Below are 18,104 nucleotides of genomic sequence, written 5' to 3'. Positions count from 1 at the left end.
GAACCGATCCAACGATCGCTACTGTCCGGCCGATCCTCCGACGGTGAGCGTTCGCGACGGCATCTTCAGGAAGGCGGTCTCGTAGCCCTCGTGGCGGGCGACCTGCGGCGGTGCGTCGGTCACGATCTCGATCTCGTCACCGGACTCGATGCTCTCGACGCCGGCCCCGTAGTGGTAGTTCAGCGCCGGATCGAGCGTCGCCTGAAGAGCCCCGTCGAAAACCGTCTCGTTGCCCCGTGTCACCGTCGCGGACAGCGACATCGCCGGCAGGACGTACCGGTTGTGTGGCGTCCGTGCCGAGACGGCGAGATACGTCTTTTCGGCGCTGCCGAACCGGGAGGCGTCGTCGAGCGCCCGGACATCGAAGACGGCGTCGCCGGTCCGGACCGTTCCGAGCGGGCGACCGGGGAGTTCGCCCGTCTTCGGCGCGAGCGCGAGCGGCATCTTCTTCATCTCCATCGGTTCGACCGCGCCGCGCGTGCCGGCCTTCTCGCCGAGTCGATCGAGCATGATATCGTTCACCGTCCCCGGATCGAACGTGAACGAGAACTCGACGGATCGCTGACTGTCGAACCGCCCCTCGAAGGAGCCGGTTCGCCGGACGGACGTCGGGGGGATATCGACCGCGACGGTGTAGTCGCCGGCACCGGGCAGCGAGAGGTTGTCGCCCGTGTGAAAGCCCATGTTCTGCGAGAGCATCGTCCACGGCGAGAGCGTCGTCACCGAGTCTCCGTTCTGCGAGACCGTTATCGTCGGGTTCGTATCCAGCGGGAAGACGCCCGTCGCCGGGTCCCAGACGCTCACCATCAGATGGAGCGAGTCGTTGTCCTCGATCGCGATCTTCTCGGTCTCCGTGCCGGTGACGGTCCAGAACCGGTGGGGGTAGCTGTACGTGAGCGCACACCGATAGCCTCCGGCCGTCCCCGAGCCGCCTCCTGAACCGTTCGAGCGGCTCGTTCCGCCGGAATCCGTCCCGTTCGTTGCGCTTGTCGCGTTCGCTCCGTTCCCGTCGATCGTCTTGACGCCTACCATCTCCATCCCTTCGATATGCGAGGGGTAGTAGACGGCCGCGGGGCGGTTTTCGGGCAGCGGCGGCATCTGCTCTCGATATCCCGTCTGGACGGAGAATAGCCCGGAACAGCCAGCGAGAAGGCCGGCACCCGCCGCGCTCGCGGCCGTGCCGACCCGGAGAAACGCTCGTCTATCCATTGCTTCCTTTAGGACTGCTCGCTTCGAGTGTGTTCTGGTTCAGCAGTCGAAATCGCGCTCGATGGCTCGCACGATGGGTGCGATACTGTCGATATATCGACGATGCGGCGATCACTGTCGCGGCACGGCGGCAGGTAGCGCCCGTAGCCCGCGCGGCGGGAGGAGGTAGTTGCCGCGGCGCGTCACGCTCATGTACTGGAGGATGCCGTTGTTGTTCTTCCGGCCGAGCGCGGACTCCTCGGCGAGATCGGTGCCGGTCATCGACTCGCGCGTGTCGGTGAAATCGCCGATCGCCTGCTGAAGCGAGAGGAAATGCAGCGTCGCCTCCTCGCCGTCGGTCGAATCGAAATCGCGCCGGAGGATGATCGGGCGGTCGTTCTCGCGCGCACGGGCGGCCTTCTGCGAGTGACCGACAAGCCCCGATTCGCGGGCGGCCTTTTCGGCGGGCGGGCAGTCGTCCATCTTGCTCGAATCCCCCAGATTGTCGCCGACACCCTCGACAGCGCCCGATTCGGCGTGGGCCGGACAGAACATCTTGCCGACGCGCTGCGAGCGACTGTCCTGGTCGTACCACTGATCGAGATGGAGTTTGATCGTCGATATCTGCTGGGTCGTTCCGCCCGCGAACGGGCCGGCATCGATCGTCACCCCGTCCTCGGTCGCCTGGTTCTTGTCGAACCCCGATTTGAAGCCCATATACATCGGCGAGTCGTCGGGAACTGGTTCCGAGTCGGGGATCCCCTGGACGTCCTGGTTGTCGGCGGGCAGGCCGTCGCCGACGAACCCCGTCCGCCGGTCGATCCGCTCGAACACTCCCGTGAGTGAGGCGTCGATATCGACACCGTTCAGTTTCTCGGTGTCGCCAAGCAGGGCTTCCTCTGCACCGAGGACGACCTGCCCGTGATCGCTCGCGAGGTGGACGACCGCGTCCGGCCGATCGAGCTTCGGGTCCTCGAACGGCGTGAGCGCCTTCGGCTGCTGGAGATCCACTGATTCAGGCAGCGACTCGTCGAAGCGAGCGAAATACGCCGGCGAGTAGCTCACCGTGAACAGCAGGCCGTCGTGCGAGTGGGGATAGGCCCGTTCGAGCGCTTGCAGCGCCCGTTCGGTCTGCCGACGATCGTCTCGCGTCGGCGTTCCCTCTTTGCCATAGCGGAGATACAGCAGTACGCGGTGGCGCGGGCCGAGGTGGTTGTCGTTGTCGCCGAGCGCGAGGAACTCGTTCCAGGCGTGCTGGCGCGACGGCAGCGTCGAGAGGTCGTCGGGGCCCTGTGGGAGATCGGGACTGCTCTCGCGGGCGAGACAGGCCGACAGCGCCGCCGGACCGCCGATCGCGACGGCGGCCTTCACGAACGCGCGCCGGGAGAGACCGCGTTCGGTGCCGTGTGGCATGGTTGCTGAAGGTGCTACAGCGAAAAGCCGGTTCTGGTCCGCGTCTCGAAACCCCATCGCTCCTCAGCCTTCGACGGGTGTCGCCTCCGGGTCGGAGACGTCGTATTTCTCGCGGAACTCACCGATGAGTTGGCCCATCTTCGCGTACCAGTCGTTCAGCATGCGCTGCATCTCGTCGGCGATGGCGTCGGGGTCGGCCGGGCGAAAGACGTGGTAGTAGCCGCCCTGCTCGTAGTTGATCTGCTCCTTCCGAACGAACCCCGCCGTCAGCAGCCGCTGGAGCGAGCGATAGACCGTCGATCGCTCGCGGTCGACCTCGGCGGCGACGTCGTCGACCGTCAGCGCCGCGTCGCTCCCGACGACGACCGCGAAACACTCGCGGTCGAGATCCGTGAGACCGTGGAAACATTCGAGCAACCCCTCGCACTCCATATCGGAGTGGAGATACTCGACCATTGCATCGGGCATGGCGAACGTAGGCGAACGACGGCTAAAGGAGTTGTGCATACCGCGCACGACTGTCAACGACCGCCTGTGGGCCTCGATCGCCGGTTCATGACTGGCGCGGTCGCCTGCCACGGCGTGATTGCCTGCCATATCGACACACGGAGGCGAAACGCGTTTTGTCACGGGCTTCGAGGGAGCAGTCGATGGTATCAGTATTGCTGCTCGTCGGCATCGCCGTGGCGGTGTTCGTTGGTTACAACATCGGTGGCTCCTCGACTGGCGTGGCGTTCGGCCCGGCCGTGGGGAGTCGCATCACCGGCAAGACGCTCGCTGCCGTCCTGTTCACCGGGTTCGCACTCCTCGGCGGCTGGACGGTCGGCCGCGAGGTCGTGACGACGATGGGCGGCGAGATCGTCCCGTCGAGCCAGTTCACGCTCGTCGCGAGCGTCGTCGTGCTCTTTTTCACCGGGCTCTCGCTGCTCATCTCGAATCTGTTCGGCGTCCCCGCCTCGACCTCGATGACCGCCGTCGGCGCGATCGTCGGCCTCGGCGTCGTGACCGACTCGCTCAACGAATCGGTGATGTTCGGCATCGTCTCGGCGTGGATCGTCGCCCCGCTGGTCGCCTTCTGGGCGGGCGTCGTCATCGGTCGCTACATCTACCCGCATCTCAACGCCCGCATCTCTTTCGGGCGGCTCGAAAACGGCCTGCTCAGGCTCGACCGTTCCGGAACGATCCCCCGACCGGTGCTTCAGGAGGGGGCGACCACCCGCGATCTCGTCGGGGCCGCCGTCGTCCTGCTGGTCGCCTGCTACAACGCCTTCTCCGCCGGTGCGTCGAACGTCGCCAACGCGGTCGCGCCGCTGATCGGGAGCAACGCCATCACCGTCGAACAGGGTGTCCTCATCGCCGTGGGCGCGATGGCGATCGGCGCGTTCACCATCGCCCGGCGTACGCTCGATACGGTCGGCGACGGCATCACCGATCTGCCGATTCTGGCGGCGATCCTCGTCTCGCTCGTCGCCGCGACGATCATCACGATCCTCTCGAATCTGGGCATCCCGGCGAGCCTCGCGGTGAGCATGACCTCCTGCATCATCGGTCTCGGCTGGGGTCGGTCGAGCCGATCCGTGACGCTCACCGACGCCGCCGGTTCGGCGATCGAGGGTGAGGGCAGACCGGACTTCTCGGTGAGCGCACTCGCCGCTGAAGGGGGCGACGATGGCGGACCGCCGGCCGGTCCGACCGTCGGCGATCTCGCCACCGCCGAGGCCCCGACGGGGTCGTCGCCGGCCGCCGCACCGAGCGAGGGCGTACCGAAGATCGGCGAGGAAGAGCCCGAAGAACTGCCGACCGACGATCTCTTCGACGCGGCGGCCACCGGTCGCATCGTCACGATGTGGCTGCTCACGCCGACGGTGTCGGCTCTTGGCTCCTATCTCGTCTTCCTCCTCATCTTCTGACGGCGCGATCGAGATCCACACGATCGTTCGCCCGCTGGAGCAAGAATACGGTCGAGAGCCAGCTTTATCCGTATCGCCAGCGGATAGATTTTCAATAGAAAAACAACTATGGTTGATATGAGACGCGTCAAACTGAATTCGCCGAGCGACGCGGCGAGCGGACGAACGCCACGACGGCACAGCCGTCGGCCGTGCCGGCAACCGCCGGATCGCGATAGGGGGCAATGAGTCTCGTCGCGGAGTTCACGGTCCGCCTGCCGAGATTCGAGGGAGTCCTCGGCGGCGTGCCCGACATGGAGCTCGTCATCGAAGGGATGACCGCGTGTGATCCCGAGACGCTCTCGGTGACGTTCTGGGCCGACGGCAACGATTTCGGGGCGCTCGAAACCGGACTCGGCGAGGCGTCGATGATCCACGACGTGCAGCCGTTGAGCGACCGTGTCGACGGACGGAAACTGTATCAGATCCGTTTGCCGGCCGCGACGACGACCTACTGGGCGTGGACGGATCTCGGCGGCGTGTTGCTCGACGGAACGCTCAGCCATACCGGCATGTGGATGCGGATGCGCTATCCCGATCGGGAGGCGTTCTCGGAGTACCACGACCACTGCCAGGCACGGGGCTGTTCGTTCGAACTCACCGGACTGAAATGCACGGACGACGCGCCCGAGGACGCCCACGATCTCACGGCTCCACAGACCGAACTGCTCGCCGCGGCCGTCGATAAGGGTTATTTCGACGTTCCGCGCCGCATCACGATGGGCGATCTCGCGTCGGAGTTCGACATCTCCACGCAGGCGGCCTCCGAACGGCTGCGCCGTGGGCTCTCGAACGCTCTCCAGAACAGCGTCCTCGACGGATCGACGTCGAACGAGACGATCGACCACCCGAACGTGATCGGCGGCCGCCGGGCATGACATGGCCAGCCACAACGTTAATCACGAACACGACGAGTCGGTAGGACATGGAAACGGTCAACCCGGCAACCGGCGAAGTCGTCGATTCGTACGAGGAGGACAGTGCGAGCGACATCGACGACGCGCTCGCGCGCGCCGAGGACAGCTTCGCGGAGTGGCGCGACGTCCCCCTCCGCGAGCGCGAGCAGCTCATCGAAGCCGCCGGCGACGTGCTCCGCGACAACGAGCGCGAGTACGCCGAGCTGATGACCGAGGAGATGGGTAAACCGATCTCGCAGGCCCACTCGGAGATCCAGAAATGTCAGTGGCTCTGTGATCACTACGCTCAACACGCAAGCGAATACCTCGAAGCCGAAACCCATCCCAGCCCGCCCGGCACGACCGTCAAGACCGTTTACGACCCGATGGGGCCCGTGCTCGCGGTGATGCCCTGGAACTTCCCGTTCTGGCAGGCGATGCGCTTCGCGGTACCCTACCTCGCCGCGGGCAACGTCGGCCTGCTCAAACACGCCTCGAACGTTCCTGGATGCGCGCTCGCCATCGAGGAGGTCTTCGACAAAGCTGGCCTCCCCGATGGTGCGTTCCAGACGCTGCTGGCCGGTTCGGAGAAGATCGACGACGTGCTTGCCGACGATCGCGTGCGTGCGGCGACGCTCACCGGCAGCGGGCCGGCCGGCCGCGCCGTCGCCTCGACCGCCGGCGAGAACCTGAAGAAAACAGTACTGGAACTCGGCGGGAGCGATCCGTTCGTCGTGCTCGACGACGCCGATATCGACGCGGCCGCCGAAACCGGCGCGTGGGCGCGCAACCAGAACGGCGGCCAGTCGTGTATCGCCGCCAAGCGGTTCATCGTTCACGAGGACGTCTACGACGAGTTCCTCGATCGGTTCGTCGAGGAGTGCGAAGCGCTCACCGTCGGTGACCCGACCGAGGAGGACACCGACCTCGGCCCGCAGGCCCAGGAGCACCTGATGGACGACCTCCACGACCAGGTCGAGGCAAGCGTCGACGCCGGCGCGACCGTCGTCACCGGCGGCGAGCCGCTCGATCGGGACGGTCCCTTCTACCCGCCGACCATCCTCACCGACGTGCCCGAGGGCTGTCCGGCCGACAGCGAGGAACTGTTCGGCCCGGTCGCGTCGGTCTACTCGGTGAGCGACGAGGACGCGGCCATCGCGAAGGCCAACGACACGGAGTTCGGCCTCGGCGCAAGTATCTGGACCGAGGACCGCGAGCGCGGCCAGCGCGTCGCCCGCCGCATCGACGCTGGCTGCACGTACGTCAACCAGCTCACGAAATCCGATCCCCGCGTTCCGTTCGGCGGCGTCAAGAACTCCGGCTACGGCCGCGAACTCTCCGAGGCCGGCATCAAGGAGTTCGTCAACCGCAAAACGGTCTGGATCGAGTAGTCCGGCGACTGACGCCTTCGTTCTTCGGTAGGCCCCTATCCGTCCCGCCCTCCTTCCGTCTGAAGATGATCAATCACATGTACGCGGATGGATTGCTGTCTCCATGAGCGAGGACAAACAGGCGACCCTCGGCGGCGGCGCGGTCGAGGACGGCGAGCCGATGACCGACGACTTCGGCGAGGAGCTCGACGAGAACGGAACCAAGGGCGGCTACAACCGCTACGACGTGTCGAGCCTGCTCCAGAAGGCCGTGCGCCGTTCGGACGAGGAGTGTGCGGCCTGGGCGGCGTGGGAACTCACGCGGTCGGGCCACGCGTGGAACCTCTGGGATCGCCTCGCGCTCTACGTCGTCGAGGATCTGCGCGCGGGCGAGGAGATCGTCCTGCTCATCGAACGCTACGAGGAGCTGGCGACCGTGTTCTGGGACACCGACAGCTGGGAGGGCCGCCTCTGTGGGATTCACGCCGCACTGGCGGCCGCCCGTGCACCCTCGACGCGGGAGGCGACCTACGCAAACGGCTACTTCGAGCAGGTCGCCGCTGAGCGGGCCGCCGCCCGAGAGGAGGGTCGCGAGCCGAAATACGATTTCCCGGTCGGCGATCTCGAACCCGGCGGGAAACACGACGTGATCTTCGACCAGCACACCTACGAGGGCAAGAAGATGGATCGCGGCGGGCGCTACTTTACCGTTCACGGCGCTCGCGTCGGCCCGAACGGCGAGACGACCGTCGGCGAGCGGTGGCGACGCCGGGCGCTCGACCTCGAAGACCGGGAGTACAGCGACGAGGAACTCGATCACGCGCTCGCACCGGTCGATTCCGACGATCGGTGGACCGAACCCGATGTCCCCGAGGCCGAAAGCGGAACTGAAGCCGGCGATGCGGACGACGCGGACGACGATCGCTGACGCAACGCCGGCGACCGCTGACGAGCGGGGAGTCGGCTCGACCGCGATCAGACCGAGCGATGGCCGAACGGCTGGATATCGGTGCCGGTCTCGGCCTCGTGGAGGAACAGCGCGCTGTTGACAAAGCCGATGTGGCTGAACGCTTGTGGGTAGTTGCCGAGCAGGTCGCCCGTTTCGGGATCGATCTCCTCCGAGACGAGGCCGAGCGGGCTGAAGTGGTCCTCGATCGTCTCGAAGATTTCGCGGGCGCGATCGGCGCGACCCATGCGCGCGAGACAGTCGACGAGCCAGAACGAGCAGAGCACGAACGCGCCCTCGTCACCTGGCATCTCGTCGTGTTCGTAGCGATAGACGAGCCCCTCCTCGGTCGCCAAGCGGTCGATGATGCTCTCGATCGTCCCCTGGATGCGCGGATCGTCGAACGAGAGAAAACCCGACAGCGGAAGCAGGAGCAGGCTCGCGTCGATCTGATCGTCGTCGAACGCCTGCGTGAAACTGTTCTGGTCGTTGTCGAACCCGCGCTCAAGGACGGTTTCTTTGATGCGGCTGCGTTCGTCGCGCCACTCGTCGAGCGGGGCGTCGAGGTCGTCGTTCTCGGCCATCCGGATGCCGCGATCGACGGCGACCCAACACATCGCCTTCGAGTGGACGAACTGTTTCGGCCCGCTGCGCATCTCCCAGATGCCGGCGTCGGGGCGCTCCCAGACCTCGCAGACGTAGTCGACGATGTCGCGGACGGCCTCCCAGTCGTCGCCGGCGATCGAGCGATCCGACCAGGAGAGCTGATTGATCGCCAGCACGAGCTCGCCGTAGATGCCGAGCTGGAGCTGGTCGGCCGCGCCGTTGCCGATGCGGACGGGTGCGGAGCCGCGATAGCCTTCGAGGTGGTCGAGTTCTTGCTCTTCGTAGGTCGAGCCGTGCTGGAGGCCGTAGATCGGCTGGAGATCGGCCGGATCGACCGACTGGCCGAGTTCGAGGAAGTCGTCGAGATAGTCCACGGCCTCCTCGGTGTCGCCGAGGTTGCCGAACGCGCGCACGGTGAACGCCCCGTCGCGGAGCCAGTTGTAGCGGTAGTCCCAGTTGCGCACCCCGCCGACGACCTCCGGCAGCGACGTCGTCGGCGCGGCGGTGATCCCACCGGTTCCCTGGTAGGTGAGCAGCTTGAGCGTCAGATCGGAGCGCACGACCATCTCGTGGCTGTAGTCGGCGAACGGGCAGTCGCCGTCGTCGGGACAGGAGTGTGCCCAGTCGCGCCAGAACTCGATCGTGTTGTCGAGCAGGTGCTCACACGAGTCGTCGTCGGTCGGCGCGCGCGTCCCGTATTCGAGGACGAACCACTCGCTGTCGTACTCGGACAGCGAGAGCGTGCCGTCGGCCGCACTATCGCTGCAGTCGAGGTCGAGCGGGCTCGACAGCGTGAGCCGTCTGGCGTCACCCGTCGCGACGATGCCGTCACTGATCGACTCGACGCGCGAGTCGGCGCGGGCGTAGTCGAAGCGGGGATCGAACTCGACGGCGAGATCGACGTCGCCCTCGGTGCAGGTCACGTTCCGGTAGATACCGCGCACCTTCGGCTGGTTACCGTCGTTGTCGGGCGACAGCGGCATGAAATCCGTGACGCGCGCGGTGCCCGACTCGGTGTGGAAGGTCGTCTGGAGCACGTTCGTCCGCTCCATGTACTGCTGTTCGGCCTCGTACTCGCCGTCCGGATGGATGGCGAACCGGCCGCCGATCTCGTCGTCGAGGAGGGCCGCGAAGACGCTCGACGAGTTGAGCCGGGGGAGACAGCACCAGTCGATCGCGCCGTCGCGGCCGACGAGCGCACAGGTTTCGAGGTTGCCGATGATACCGTAGTCCGACAGCGGTTTGTAGTCGCTCATCGCCTCACGCCGCGAGGAAATTCGTTTCTCTGCATGTGGACGACCGTTGTGAGAGCGGGCATATCGGTTTGTCGCCGAGCGGTGGGCGACAACGCTAACGGCGTGTCTCCCCAATGGCTGACGTGACCGAGATCAACGAGCGAATCGTCGCCGAAGCCGACGACCGCGGCGGGTCGCTGCTCGTCGACGAGTTCCTCACGCTCATCGAACAGTACCATTCCCACGAGCGCCCCGGCATCGCGTGGGCAACCCTCGAAGCGTACACCGAGGCGATGGTGGGCACCGACCATGGCCACAGCCACGACATGGAGGGCGTCCTGGACGCGGTCGACGAGCGCCTCACCGACGGCGAGTACCGCACCGACGCCTTCTACCGCGTCGGCGACGACCGCGTCAGCATCTATCCGGCGAGCTGGCACGACGCACTCGGCGGCGAGATCGATCTCCGCGAGTACGTCAGCTTCCTCACGAATCTCGATCTCGACGACGAGAACGGGGCCGAGCTCGGAGCGAACGGCGGTGGCGTGCCCGAACAGCTCCTGATCGAAGTCGCCGGCATCGTCGGCCGGGCCGACCCCGAGACCGTGAAATCCAGACTCGAAGACCTGCGTGAACGGCACGAACTCGTCGAGGACGCCGATCAGCATCCGAACGCACGCGTCCGTCTCCCCGAGAACGCCGACAACCTCCGCGATTCGAGCATCGACTCCTGAGCGCTGGCCGGCGCGCCCTCTCTGTCTTTGACCGAACTCAGACCGAGCGGTACTCGCGGTGGATGTCTAGCCCGTCGTCCTCGCGGACGCCGCGAACGACTTCGGCGTCGTGATCGAAACTCTCGAAGACCTCGCCACAGGGGATCATGGCTGCATCGCCGTCGAACTCCTCGGCGGCACGGGCCGCGGCGACGCTGTAGACGACGCCGCCGAGGCCGGCGATCGCCATTCCGCCGGAGCACATCGGACAGGGTTCGGTGCTCGTGTACATGACCGTGCGCTCGCACTCCTCCGATGTGAGTTCGCTCGCGCCGCGCCGGGCAAGCGCGAGCTCAGGGTGGGCAGCGATGTCGTCGTCGGTGTTCTCGTGGTTGTTCGCCTCCATGACGATCTCGCCGTCGAGAACGAGCAGCGAGCCGTAGGGGCCGTCGCCGCGCTCGCCGGCCTCGCGCGCGAGTTCGAACGCCCGTTCCATGTACGCCTCGTGGTCGTCATCGGTCGACATGGCGGCTTCTCGCCGGGCGTGCGGATAACTCGCGTGGTTTCGCGCCCGTTCAGTCGGTCTTGTAGATACCGCGCACGTCGGCGATCGGCGTTCCGTCGTCGGTGTGGACCTCGATGTCGACGACGCCGATGGCCCCGCCCTCGCGCACGACGTCGGCGGTGGCGGAGAGATCGCCGGTGCCCGCTTCGAGGTAGTCGATCCGCATGTCGATCGTCGGCACGGGTTGATCGAGCAGCGAGACCAGCGCCGCGCCGCCGACCGTGTCGGCGAGCGTGAACGTCACGCCGCCGTGGGCCATCGTTCGGTTCGTGTTCCAGGACAACTCCTCGCTCATTTCGACGTGGCCCTCGGCGTGGCCGTCGTCGGCCTCTGTCACCTCGATGCCGAGGAGGTTCGTGAACGGCATCTCCTCGAAGAAGTTCTCGCTGTCCATGTCCGAATCCACTCCCACCGTCCACAAAAGCGCACCGACGCGTCGCGTCTGCGGCCGAATCGGTGGCCGTGATCGTCCTCACTCCGCGCGATCGACGCGTCCGCGGAACGTCGCGATCGGATCGTCGTTCACGGGCGACGTCCATGCTTGCGCCTCGATCGAGCGCGCCAATACGTGTCGGTGGGACGATCGATACCGACGCCCGATCGGTGCGAAAATATGCGCGAAGCCGACAGCCATAGCTTTCTCGACGCACAACCCCTGCCGATGTCTGCTCTCGGTGGTTCGGTCGTCAGCGTGTGGAATCGGTATCGCTCCGTCCCGATCGTCTATCGACTCGCCGCCGCGTTCGTCCTCGGGGTCGTCGTCGCGTTCACCGTCGGCCCGCCGGCGGCAGCGCTCGCGCCGATCGGCGATCTCTTCTTGCGGCTACTCGGGATGATCGTCGTCCCGATCGTCGCCTTCAGCCTGCTATCCGGTGTGCGACGGCTCTCACCGGCCAGGATGGGTCGCGTCGGCGGGGTCGTCGTCGGACTCTACGCGCTGACGACGACGATCGCCGGGATCATCGGACTGGGGGTGGCGAACCTGCTCGATCCAGGAACCGGCGTGATGCTCACGGGCGGGAGCAGCGATTCCGCACAGCCGCCGGGACTGCGCGAGGTCGTTCTCGGCATCGTCCCGGAGAACCCCATCAGCGCGCTGGCCCGGGGCGATCTGCTCGCGATCATCTTCTTCATCATCGTCTTCGCCATCGCGCTGGCGCTCGTCCGCGATCGCACCGACGACGAGACGGTGCGCGAGGGCGTCGAGACGTTCTTCTCGCTCGCCGAGGCCGGCATGGAGGCGATGTTCACGATCGTCTGGGGCGTCATGGAGTTCGGCGTCCTCGGCGTGTTCGCGCTCGTCGCGGCCGAGCTCGCCGGCAAGGACGTCGGCGCGATCGTCGCGCTCGGCTCGCTGGTCGCCGTCGTCACGCTCGCGATCGCCATCCACATCGCGTTCACCTATCTTCTCGTCATCGTCTCCGGACTCGTCGGCAAATCACCGGGCTCGTTCCTCCAGGGCGCGCGCAACGCGATGGTGACGGCGTTCACCATCCGTTCGTCGAGCGCGACGCTGCCGGTGACGATGAGCGACGCCGAGGAGAACCTCAAGATCGACGAGAGTATATATGGGTTCTCGCTCCCGCTGGGCTCGACGGCCAACATGGACGGCGCGGCGATCCGCCAGGCCGTCACCGTCGTCTTCGCCGCGAACGTCGTCGGCCAGTCGCTCGGCCTCGGCGAACAGGTCGCCATCCTCCTCGTTACTGTGCTGATCAGCATCGGCACCGCGGGCGTCCCCGGCGCGGGGCTGATCATGCTCACCGTCGTGCTCCAGCAGGCCGGCCTGCCCCTGACGATCGTCGGCTTCGTCGCGGCCGTCGATCCGGTGCTCGGGCGCGTGGCGACCCTCAACAACGTCACCGGCGATCTCGCGGTCTCGACGCTCGCGGCGAAATGGAACGACGCTATCGATCTCGACGACGGTGTCTGGGCGAGCGGCGACAGCGCCCCGTCGGGAGCGCCCGCCGTCGACGACTGAGCCTGCCGATTCAAGCCCTACTGTTTACTGGACTGCCGAAAACGACTGGGCATGGATAGCGACGCCGCACGACCGACGGATGGCGAACGGCCAACGGATGACGCACGGCAGACGGACGGCGCGACGAACGATCCGTGGATCGGAGTGCGATGACCGATCGTATCGTCGTCCTCGGCGCGGGTTACGGCGGCTGTGCGGCGATCCGCAGCCTCGAAGACGAACTCGGCGACGAGGACGAACTGGTCTGGATCGCCGAGGAGGACTACCACCTCCTGCTTCACGAGGTCCACCGGTGTATCCGGACGCCCGACGCGCGCGAATCGGTCACGATCCCGGTCGGAGCGATCAAAAACGACGACACCCGGTTCGTGCAGGCGACCGTGACCGGTATCGATATCGATGATCGTGTCATCGAACTCGCCGATCGCGACGATATTGACTACGACTACGCCGTCGTCGGGCTCGGCAGTCGAACCGCCTTTCACGGCGTTGACGGGCTCGAAGCACACGCGCTCACGGTCAAGAGTCTCGGCGACGCGCTGGCGATCAACGAGCATCTCGTCGACGCCACGCGCGAGGCCTCGCGGAGCGATCCCGCACGGATCGTCGTCGGCGGTGGCGGTCTCACGGGCATTCAGGTCGCCGGCGAGGTGGCATCGTGGGCCGACGAGCACGACGCGTCGATGGAGATCGATCTCGTCGAGCACTCGGCGGACGTCTTCCCCGGCCACGACCACGAGTTTCAGGGGGCGATCCGGAACCAGCTCGAAGCCCACGACGTCGAGATCGACACCCGGACCGCGATAACGGCCGTCGAGGACGAGACGATCGCCTTCGACGAGCGTGACCCGATGGCGTACGACGTGCTGATCTGGACTGGTGGCGTCACCGGGCAGGACGCGCTCGAAACGACCGACATCGACAAGGATCACAACCGACTCTACACCGACGCGACCCTCGAAACGAGCGACGACCGCGTGTTCGCGCTCGGCGACTCGGCGCTGGTCCACCAGGATAACGAGGAGGGGCCGATCACCGAGGAGGCGATCTGGGAGACGATCGTCGACGACGACCTCGCGGACGTGCCGCCGCCGACCGCCGAGGCTGCCTGGGAGGAGGGCGAACACATCGGCGAGAACGTCGCACGGGCCGTCGCGGACCGCGATCGCGAGCACTGGGCGTACATGAACAAGGGTACGGTCGTCTCAGGCCAGCTACGACGAGCCACACAAACCGATGTACCGGCGTACATGAACAAGGGTACGGTCGTCTCGATCGGCGACACGGCCGTCGCCCACGACGTCATCGGTATCCCGATCAACACCTTCGGCGGACTCGGCGCGCGCATCGTCAAGAAGGCGATCTCGGCGCGCTGGATCGAGTCGATCACGTCGGTGCAGCGCGCGGCACGCTCCTGGAGCGACATGTAACGGACGGCGCAACCGGGCTGGATCAGGGTTTGGTGTCGACGGTCGCGTCGTCGAGTCGCTCGCGCAGCGCCATTTTGTCGAACTTGCCGGTCGAAGTGCGCGGGATTTCATCGAGAAACTCGAACTCATCGGGGAGCCACCAGTCGGGGAACCGCTCGCCGAGGTGGTCACGGAGTTCGTCGGCGGTCACCTCGTGCTCGCCGGTGACGACACACGCCAGCGGTCGTTCTTGCCATTTCTCGTGGGCAACAGCGATGACCGTCGCCTCCGTGACGGCGTCGTGGGCCATCAGTTCGTTTTCGAGCTCCACACTGGAGATCCACTCGCCGCCCGATTTGATGACGTCCTTCGTCCGGTCCACGATGTCGATATAGCCCTGCTCGTCGTGGGTGGCGATGTCGCCGGTGCGGAGCCATCCGTCCTCGGTGAACGACTCGCGGTTCGCCGACGGACGATCGTGATAAGTGTCGGCAACCCACGGTGCTCGCACCGTCAACTCGCCCATCGTTTCGTCGTCCGCCGGGACTTCTTCGTCATCGTCGTCGATGATGCGCGTTCGGAATCCAGGGACAGGTATGCCGGCTTTCGCCCGATAGGCATACCGCTCCTCGGGATCGCGATCTTCCAGCTCTTTGCGGAGCGTGCTCATCGTTCCCAGCGGACTGGTTTCGGTCATTCCCCAACCCTGTATGATCGGGGCGTCGTATTCCTCGTCATAGCGGCGAATCAGCGACTCCGGTGGGGCAGCCCCACCGACGGTGAGCCGGTCGATGTTCGAGATATCCACGTCGGGGTTATCGTCCAGATACTCGGCCATCTCGAGCCAGATGGTCGGGACGGCGGCGGACATCGTGACACCCTCGTCGTCGATGAGCTCCGCGACCGGGCCGGGGTCGGTGTGAACACCGGGAAGCACCTGCTTCGCGCCGACGAACGTCGCAGCGTAGGGTACTCCCCAGCCGTTGGCGTGGAACATCGGCACTACGGGGAGAACGGTATCGCGCTGGCTGATGCCATTGGTGTCGGTGTGGCCGGACATCATGCTGTGGAGATAGACCCCCCGATGAGAGTAGCTGACACCTTTCGGTTTGCCCGTGGTTCCGGAGGTGTAGCACGTTCCACACTCGTCGCTTTCGTCGATGGCGGGCCAGTCATACTCCGTGGGCTGACCTTCGATGAGGTCCTCGTAGGCCACGACCGGTGAGAGCGACGTCTTCGGGACGTCGTCAGCGAGGACGACGTACTGTTCGACGGTCTCGAAGGCATCGGCGTTTGCCTCGATCTTCTCGATGAACGCCGGATCGACGAAGACGACGCGGTCGGCGGCGTCGTTGATGATATACTGGAAATGCTCGTCGGGCAGACGCATGTTGCACATGTGAATCGACCGCCCCGAGCACGGTGGTGCGAAGTACAACTCGAAGTGGCGGTAGTGGTTAAGTGCCACCGTCGCAACTCGCTCACCCGACTCCACTCCGAGTTCGTCGAGCGCATGTGCGAGCTGATTGATTCGCGCTCCCGCCTCGCCGTACGTGTAGCGGTGACGGTCTCCATCCGGCTGCTTGGTAACTATCTCCCGGTCGGGAAAGAGACGTACGGCGCGGTCCAGCAGTTCGCCGAGCGTGAGCTGAACGTCCATCATAGTCGTGGTGAATTATAGCATACCACGGTGATATGCTTTCGGACCGCCTACTGGGTGGAACGTGGCGATGTTCCGTGAAACCGCTTCGTAACGAGCGCCCGCGACATCGCGAGACATCACAGTACCGCTTATGTCTACCCGCGGTATTCTTTCCGCATGGCGCTGCTCATCGGTACCGACGACGGCGTCGTTCGCTCCGCGGTGGGAACGCTCGACGAAACCGAACGAGTGCTCGATGCGGACGATGCGCTCCGTGTTCGGACCTTCGACGGTATCGCCTTCGCCGCGACGAGAAGTGGGCTCTACCGATCGACCGATGGCGACTCGTGGACGGATCTCGGCGTGCCGCGCGAGGAGGTGTTCTCGGTCGTCGCGAGTCCCGACGGCGAGCGTCTGTACGCGGGGACGCATCCCGCCCATCTGTACGTCTCGACCGACGACGGGGCGACGTGGCGCGAACTCGATGGGTTTCAGGAACTGCCCAGCCGCGACGAGTGGCACACGCCGCGCCATCGCAATGAGGCTCACCTTCGCAGCCTCGGCGTCCACCCCGACGCGCCCGACCGGCTGGTCGCCGGCGTCGAGGTCGGCGGCGTCCACGTGAGCGAGGACCGCGGCGAGACGTGGACCGAGCGACGAACAGGAGTCCACGATGATGTCCACCATGTGCTCGTCGTCGGGCCCGACGACTACGTCGCCGCCTGCGGCGACGGCTGCTATCGAACCCACGATGCTGGCCGGTCCTGGACGCGACTCGATACGGACGTCGATCAACGATACTTTCGGGAGACGATCGCAGCGGACGGACGGCTGTACGCCGCCGCGGCGAGCGGGGCACCGCCGAACTGGGAGGGCTCGCGCGGTGCTGACGCGGCGCTGTTCGAATCGACCGATGGAGGTGACTCGTTCGGCAACGTCCCGTATCCGGGCGCACCGACCGAGGTCGTCCTCGCGTGGACGATCAACGACGGGCGCGCGCTCGCCGGCACCAACGAGGGACGGCTGCTCGCCCGCGAAGTCGATGGCTGGACGACGCTCGGCACCATCTCAACGAGGATTCGCTCGCTCGCGACCCTCGACTGAGCATCCGGTTGCTCGCGACCGCACGTGTCGTTTCGAACCTCTACTTTTGTAACCATATACGATTACACGAGCCCGCAAACGGCGCGCAGTTTTAACCGTACACGAACGAACGGGTTGGTATGCTTGTCGACGGGTTCGGCCGCGAGGTCTCGGGGGTGCGGGTCTCGCTGACCGACCGCTGCAACTTCGACTGCGTCTACTGTCACAACGAGGGGCTCGGCGACACGCGCGGACCGATGGAGCCGGCCGACAACGAAATGGGTACCGACGACGTGGTGCGGTTTCTGGAGGTCGTCCGCGAGTTCGGCGTCGAGAAGGTGAAGTTCACCGGCGGCGAGCCGATGCTCCGTCAGGATCTGGCGGAGATCATCCGGCGCACGCCGGACGGGATGGAGACCTCGCTCACCACCAACGGTACTTTCCTCCCGGGTCGTGCCGAGGAGCTACACGAGGCGGGGCTCGATAGGGTGAACGTCTCGCAGGACGCCCTCGATCGAGAGGCGTTCGCCGAGATCACGAAAGCCGGCGCGTACGATAAGGTCCTCGAAGGTGTCGAGGCGGCACTCGACGCCGGGCTCGACCCGGTGAAGCTCAACATGGTCGTCTTCGAGGACACAGCGGAGTTCATCCCCGAGATGGTCGACCACGTCGGCGACAACTCGGGGCTCAGACTCCAGCTCATCGAATACATGCCCGAGATCGCCGGCCATCCCGAGTGGGCGATCGATATTGCGCGCGTCCACGAGTGGCTCGACGAGCGTGCCGACCGAATCGAACACCGCGAGATGCACGACCGGCGGCGCTACTGGGTCGATGGCGGGATGGTCGAGATCGTCGATCCCGTCGAGAACGAGACGTTCTGTGCGAACTGCCACCGGGTCAGAGTGACTCACGAGGGCTATCTCAAGGGCTGTCTGAATCGCAACGACGACCTTCGTCCGATGGGCGAGATGAGCCGGGACGAAATCCGCACGACCTTCCGCGAGGTCGTCGACAACAGAGTCCCCTACTACGGCGAGTACATGATCCGCGACGGCGACGGCGGCTGGGAAGTCAACGAGGAGTACGTCGGCGCGTAGAGCACGAA

At 65.8% G+C, this 18,104-nt stretch carries 16 protein-coding genes; 9 read left to right on the top strand and 7 right to left on the bottom strand.

The genetic code is table 11. The features are described 5' to 3' along the window. Positions 1–18: 18 nt before the first annotated feature. The 3 genes from MUK72_RS11000 to MUK72_RS10990 all read right to left on the bottom strand — a co-directional run bounded on the left by MUK72_RS11000 (position 19) and on the right by MUK72_RS10990 (position 3,069). The gene (locus tag MUK72_RS11000) at positions 19–1,209 is read right to left on the bottom strand and encodes an iron transporter (RefSeq protein WP_244700405.1); all 1,191 of its coding nucleotides are present in this window, start codon (positions 1,207–1,209) and stop codon (positions 19–21) included. 111 nt (positions 1,210–1,320) lie between these two features. Beyond that, entirely contained in the window at positions 1,321–2,601 is a 1,281-nt protein-coding gene (locus MUK72_RS10995) for a DUF7405 family protein (RefSeq protein WP_244700402.1), read from the bottom strand. A 63-nt stretch (positions 2,602–2,664) separates the two neighbouring features. Next, entirely contained in the window at positions 2,665–3,069 is a 405-nt protein-coding gene (locus MUK72_RS10990; RefSeq protein ID WP_244700399.1) for a helix-turn-helix domain-containing protein, read from the bottom strand. Between the two features lie 182 nt (positions 3,070–3,251). Here MUK72_RS10990 and MUK72_RS10985 point away from each other — a divergent pair, with 182 nt between their 5' ends. The 4 genes from MUK72_RS10985 to MUK72_RS10970 all read left to right on the top strand — a co-directional run bounded on the left by MUK72_RS10985 (position 3,252) and on the right by MUK72_RS10970 (position 7,744). Then, on the top strand, positions 3,252–4,511 hold the full coding sequence (locus MUK72_RS10985) for an inorganic phosphate transporter (RefSeq protein WP_244700396.1): 1,260 nt from the start codon (positions 3,252–3,254) through the stop codon (positions 4,509–4,511). 224 nt (positions 4,512–4,735) lie between these two features. Then, positions 4,736–5,428, top strand: coding sequence for a helix-turn-helix domain-containing protein (locus MUK72_RS10980; protein WP_244700392.1), 693 nt, complete (start codon positions 4,736–4,738; stop codon positions 5,426–5,428). A gap of 47 nt (positions 5,429–5,475) precedes the next feature. Beyond that, positions 5,476–6,837 (top strand): NAD-dependent succinate-semialdehyde dehydrogenase, encoded by a 1,362-nt coding sequence (locus MUK72_RS10975; protein WP_244700387.1) that lies wholly within the window; start codon positions 5,476–5,478, stop codon positions 6,835–6,837. Positions 6,838–6,940: 103 nt separating this feature from the next. After that, positions 6,941–7,744, top strand: coding sequence for a hypothetical protein (locus MUK72_RS10970; RefSeq protein WP_244700384.1), 804 nt, complete (start codon positions 6,941–6,943; stop codon positions 7,742–7,744). 47 nt (positions 7,745–7,791) lie between these two features. On the opposite strand, the gene MUK72_RS10965 is transcribed toward MUK72_RS10970, so the two are convergent. Further along, a complete protein-coding gene (locus tag MUK72_RS10965; protein WP_244700381.1) occupies positions 7,792–9,624 on the bottom strand; it encodes a glycoside hydrolase family 15 protein in 1,833 nt (610 codons plus the stop codon). Positions 9,625–9,737: 113 nt separating this feature from the next. Here MUK72_RS10965 and MUK72_RS10960 point away from each other — a divergent pair, with 113 nt between their 5' ends. After that, positions 9,738–10,337, top strand: a complete 600-nt coding sequence (locus MUK72_RS10960; protein ID WP_244700378.1) for a hypothetical protein — start codon at positions 9,738–9,740, stop codon at positions 10,335–10,337. A gap of 37 nt (positions 10,338–10,374) precedes the next feature. Here the strand turns inward: MUK72_RS10960 and MUK72_RS10955 are convergent, their stop codons facing one another. Both MUK72_RS10955 and MUK72_RS10950 read right to left on the bottom strand, forming a co-directional pair. Further along, a complete protein-coding gene (locus MUK72_RS10955; RefSeq protein ID WP_007742709.1) occupies positions 10,375–10,842 on the bottom strand; it encodes a nucleoside deaminase in 468 nt (155 codons plus the stop codon). A gap of 49 nt (positions 10,843–10,891) precedes the next feature. After that, entirely contained in the window at positions 10,892–11,275 is a 384-nt protein-coding gene (locus MUK72_RS10950; RefSeq protein ID WP_004054658.1) for a PaaI family thioesterase, read from the bottom strand. Positions 11,276–11,542: 267 nt separating this feature from the next. On the opposite strand from MUK72_RS10950, the gene MUK72_RS10945 reads away from it, so the two are divergent. Both MUK72_RS10945 and MUK72_RS10940 read left to right on the top strand, forming a co-directional pair. Further along, positions 11,543–12,862, top strand: a complete 1,320-nt coding sequence (locus MUK72_RS10945) for a dicarboxylate/amino acid:cation symporter (RefSeq protein ID WP_244705324.1) — start codon at positions 11,543–11,545, stop codon at positions 12,860–12,862. Between the two features lie 149 nt (positions 12,863–13,011). Beyond that, positions 13,012–14,292: an NAD(P)/FAD-dependent oxidoreductase gene (locus MUK72_RS10940; protein WP_244700375.1), complete on the top strand. Its 1,281-nt coding sequence runs from the start codon at positions 13,012–13,014 to the stop codon at positions 14,290–14,292. A gap of 22 nt (positions 14,293–14,314) precedes the next feature. Here MUK72_RS10940 and MUK72_RS10935 read toward each other — a convergent pair whose 3' ends face one another. Further along, positions 14,315–15,931: a long-chain fatty acid--CoA ligase gene (locus tag MUK72_RS10935; RefSeq protein WP_244700373.1), complete on the bottom strand. Its 1,617-nt coding sequence runs from the start codon at positions 15,929–15,931 to the stop codon at positions 14,315–14,317. Between the two features lie 159 nt (positions 15,932–16,090). Here MUK72_RS10935 and MUK72_RS10930 point away from each other — a divergent pair, with 159 nt between their 5' ends. Then, positions 16,091–17,017, top strand: a complete 927-nt coding sequence (locus tag MUK72_RS10930) for a WD40/YVTN/BNR-like repeat-containing protein (protein WP_244700370.1) — start codon at positions 16,091–16,093, stop codon at positions 17,015–17,017. Between the two features lie 119 nt (positions 17,018–17,136). Beyond that, positions 17,137–18,096 carry a GTP 3',8-cyclase MoaA gene (moaA, locus tag MUK72_RS10925; protein ID WP_244700367.1) on the top strand — a complete coding sequence of 320 codons (960 nt, stop codon included), beginning with the start codon at positions 17,137–17,139 and terminating at the stop codon, positions 18,094–18,096. Positions 18,097–18,104 lie beyond the last annotated feature (8 nt).

Source organism: Halococcus dombrowskii, from assembly GCF_022870485.1.
Taxonomy (GTDB): domain Archaea; phylum Halobacteriota; class Halobacteria; order Halobacteriales; family Halococcaceae; genus Halococcus; species Halococcus morrhuae.
This window is presented reverse-complemented; position numbering and strand designations above follow the sequence as displayed.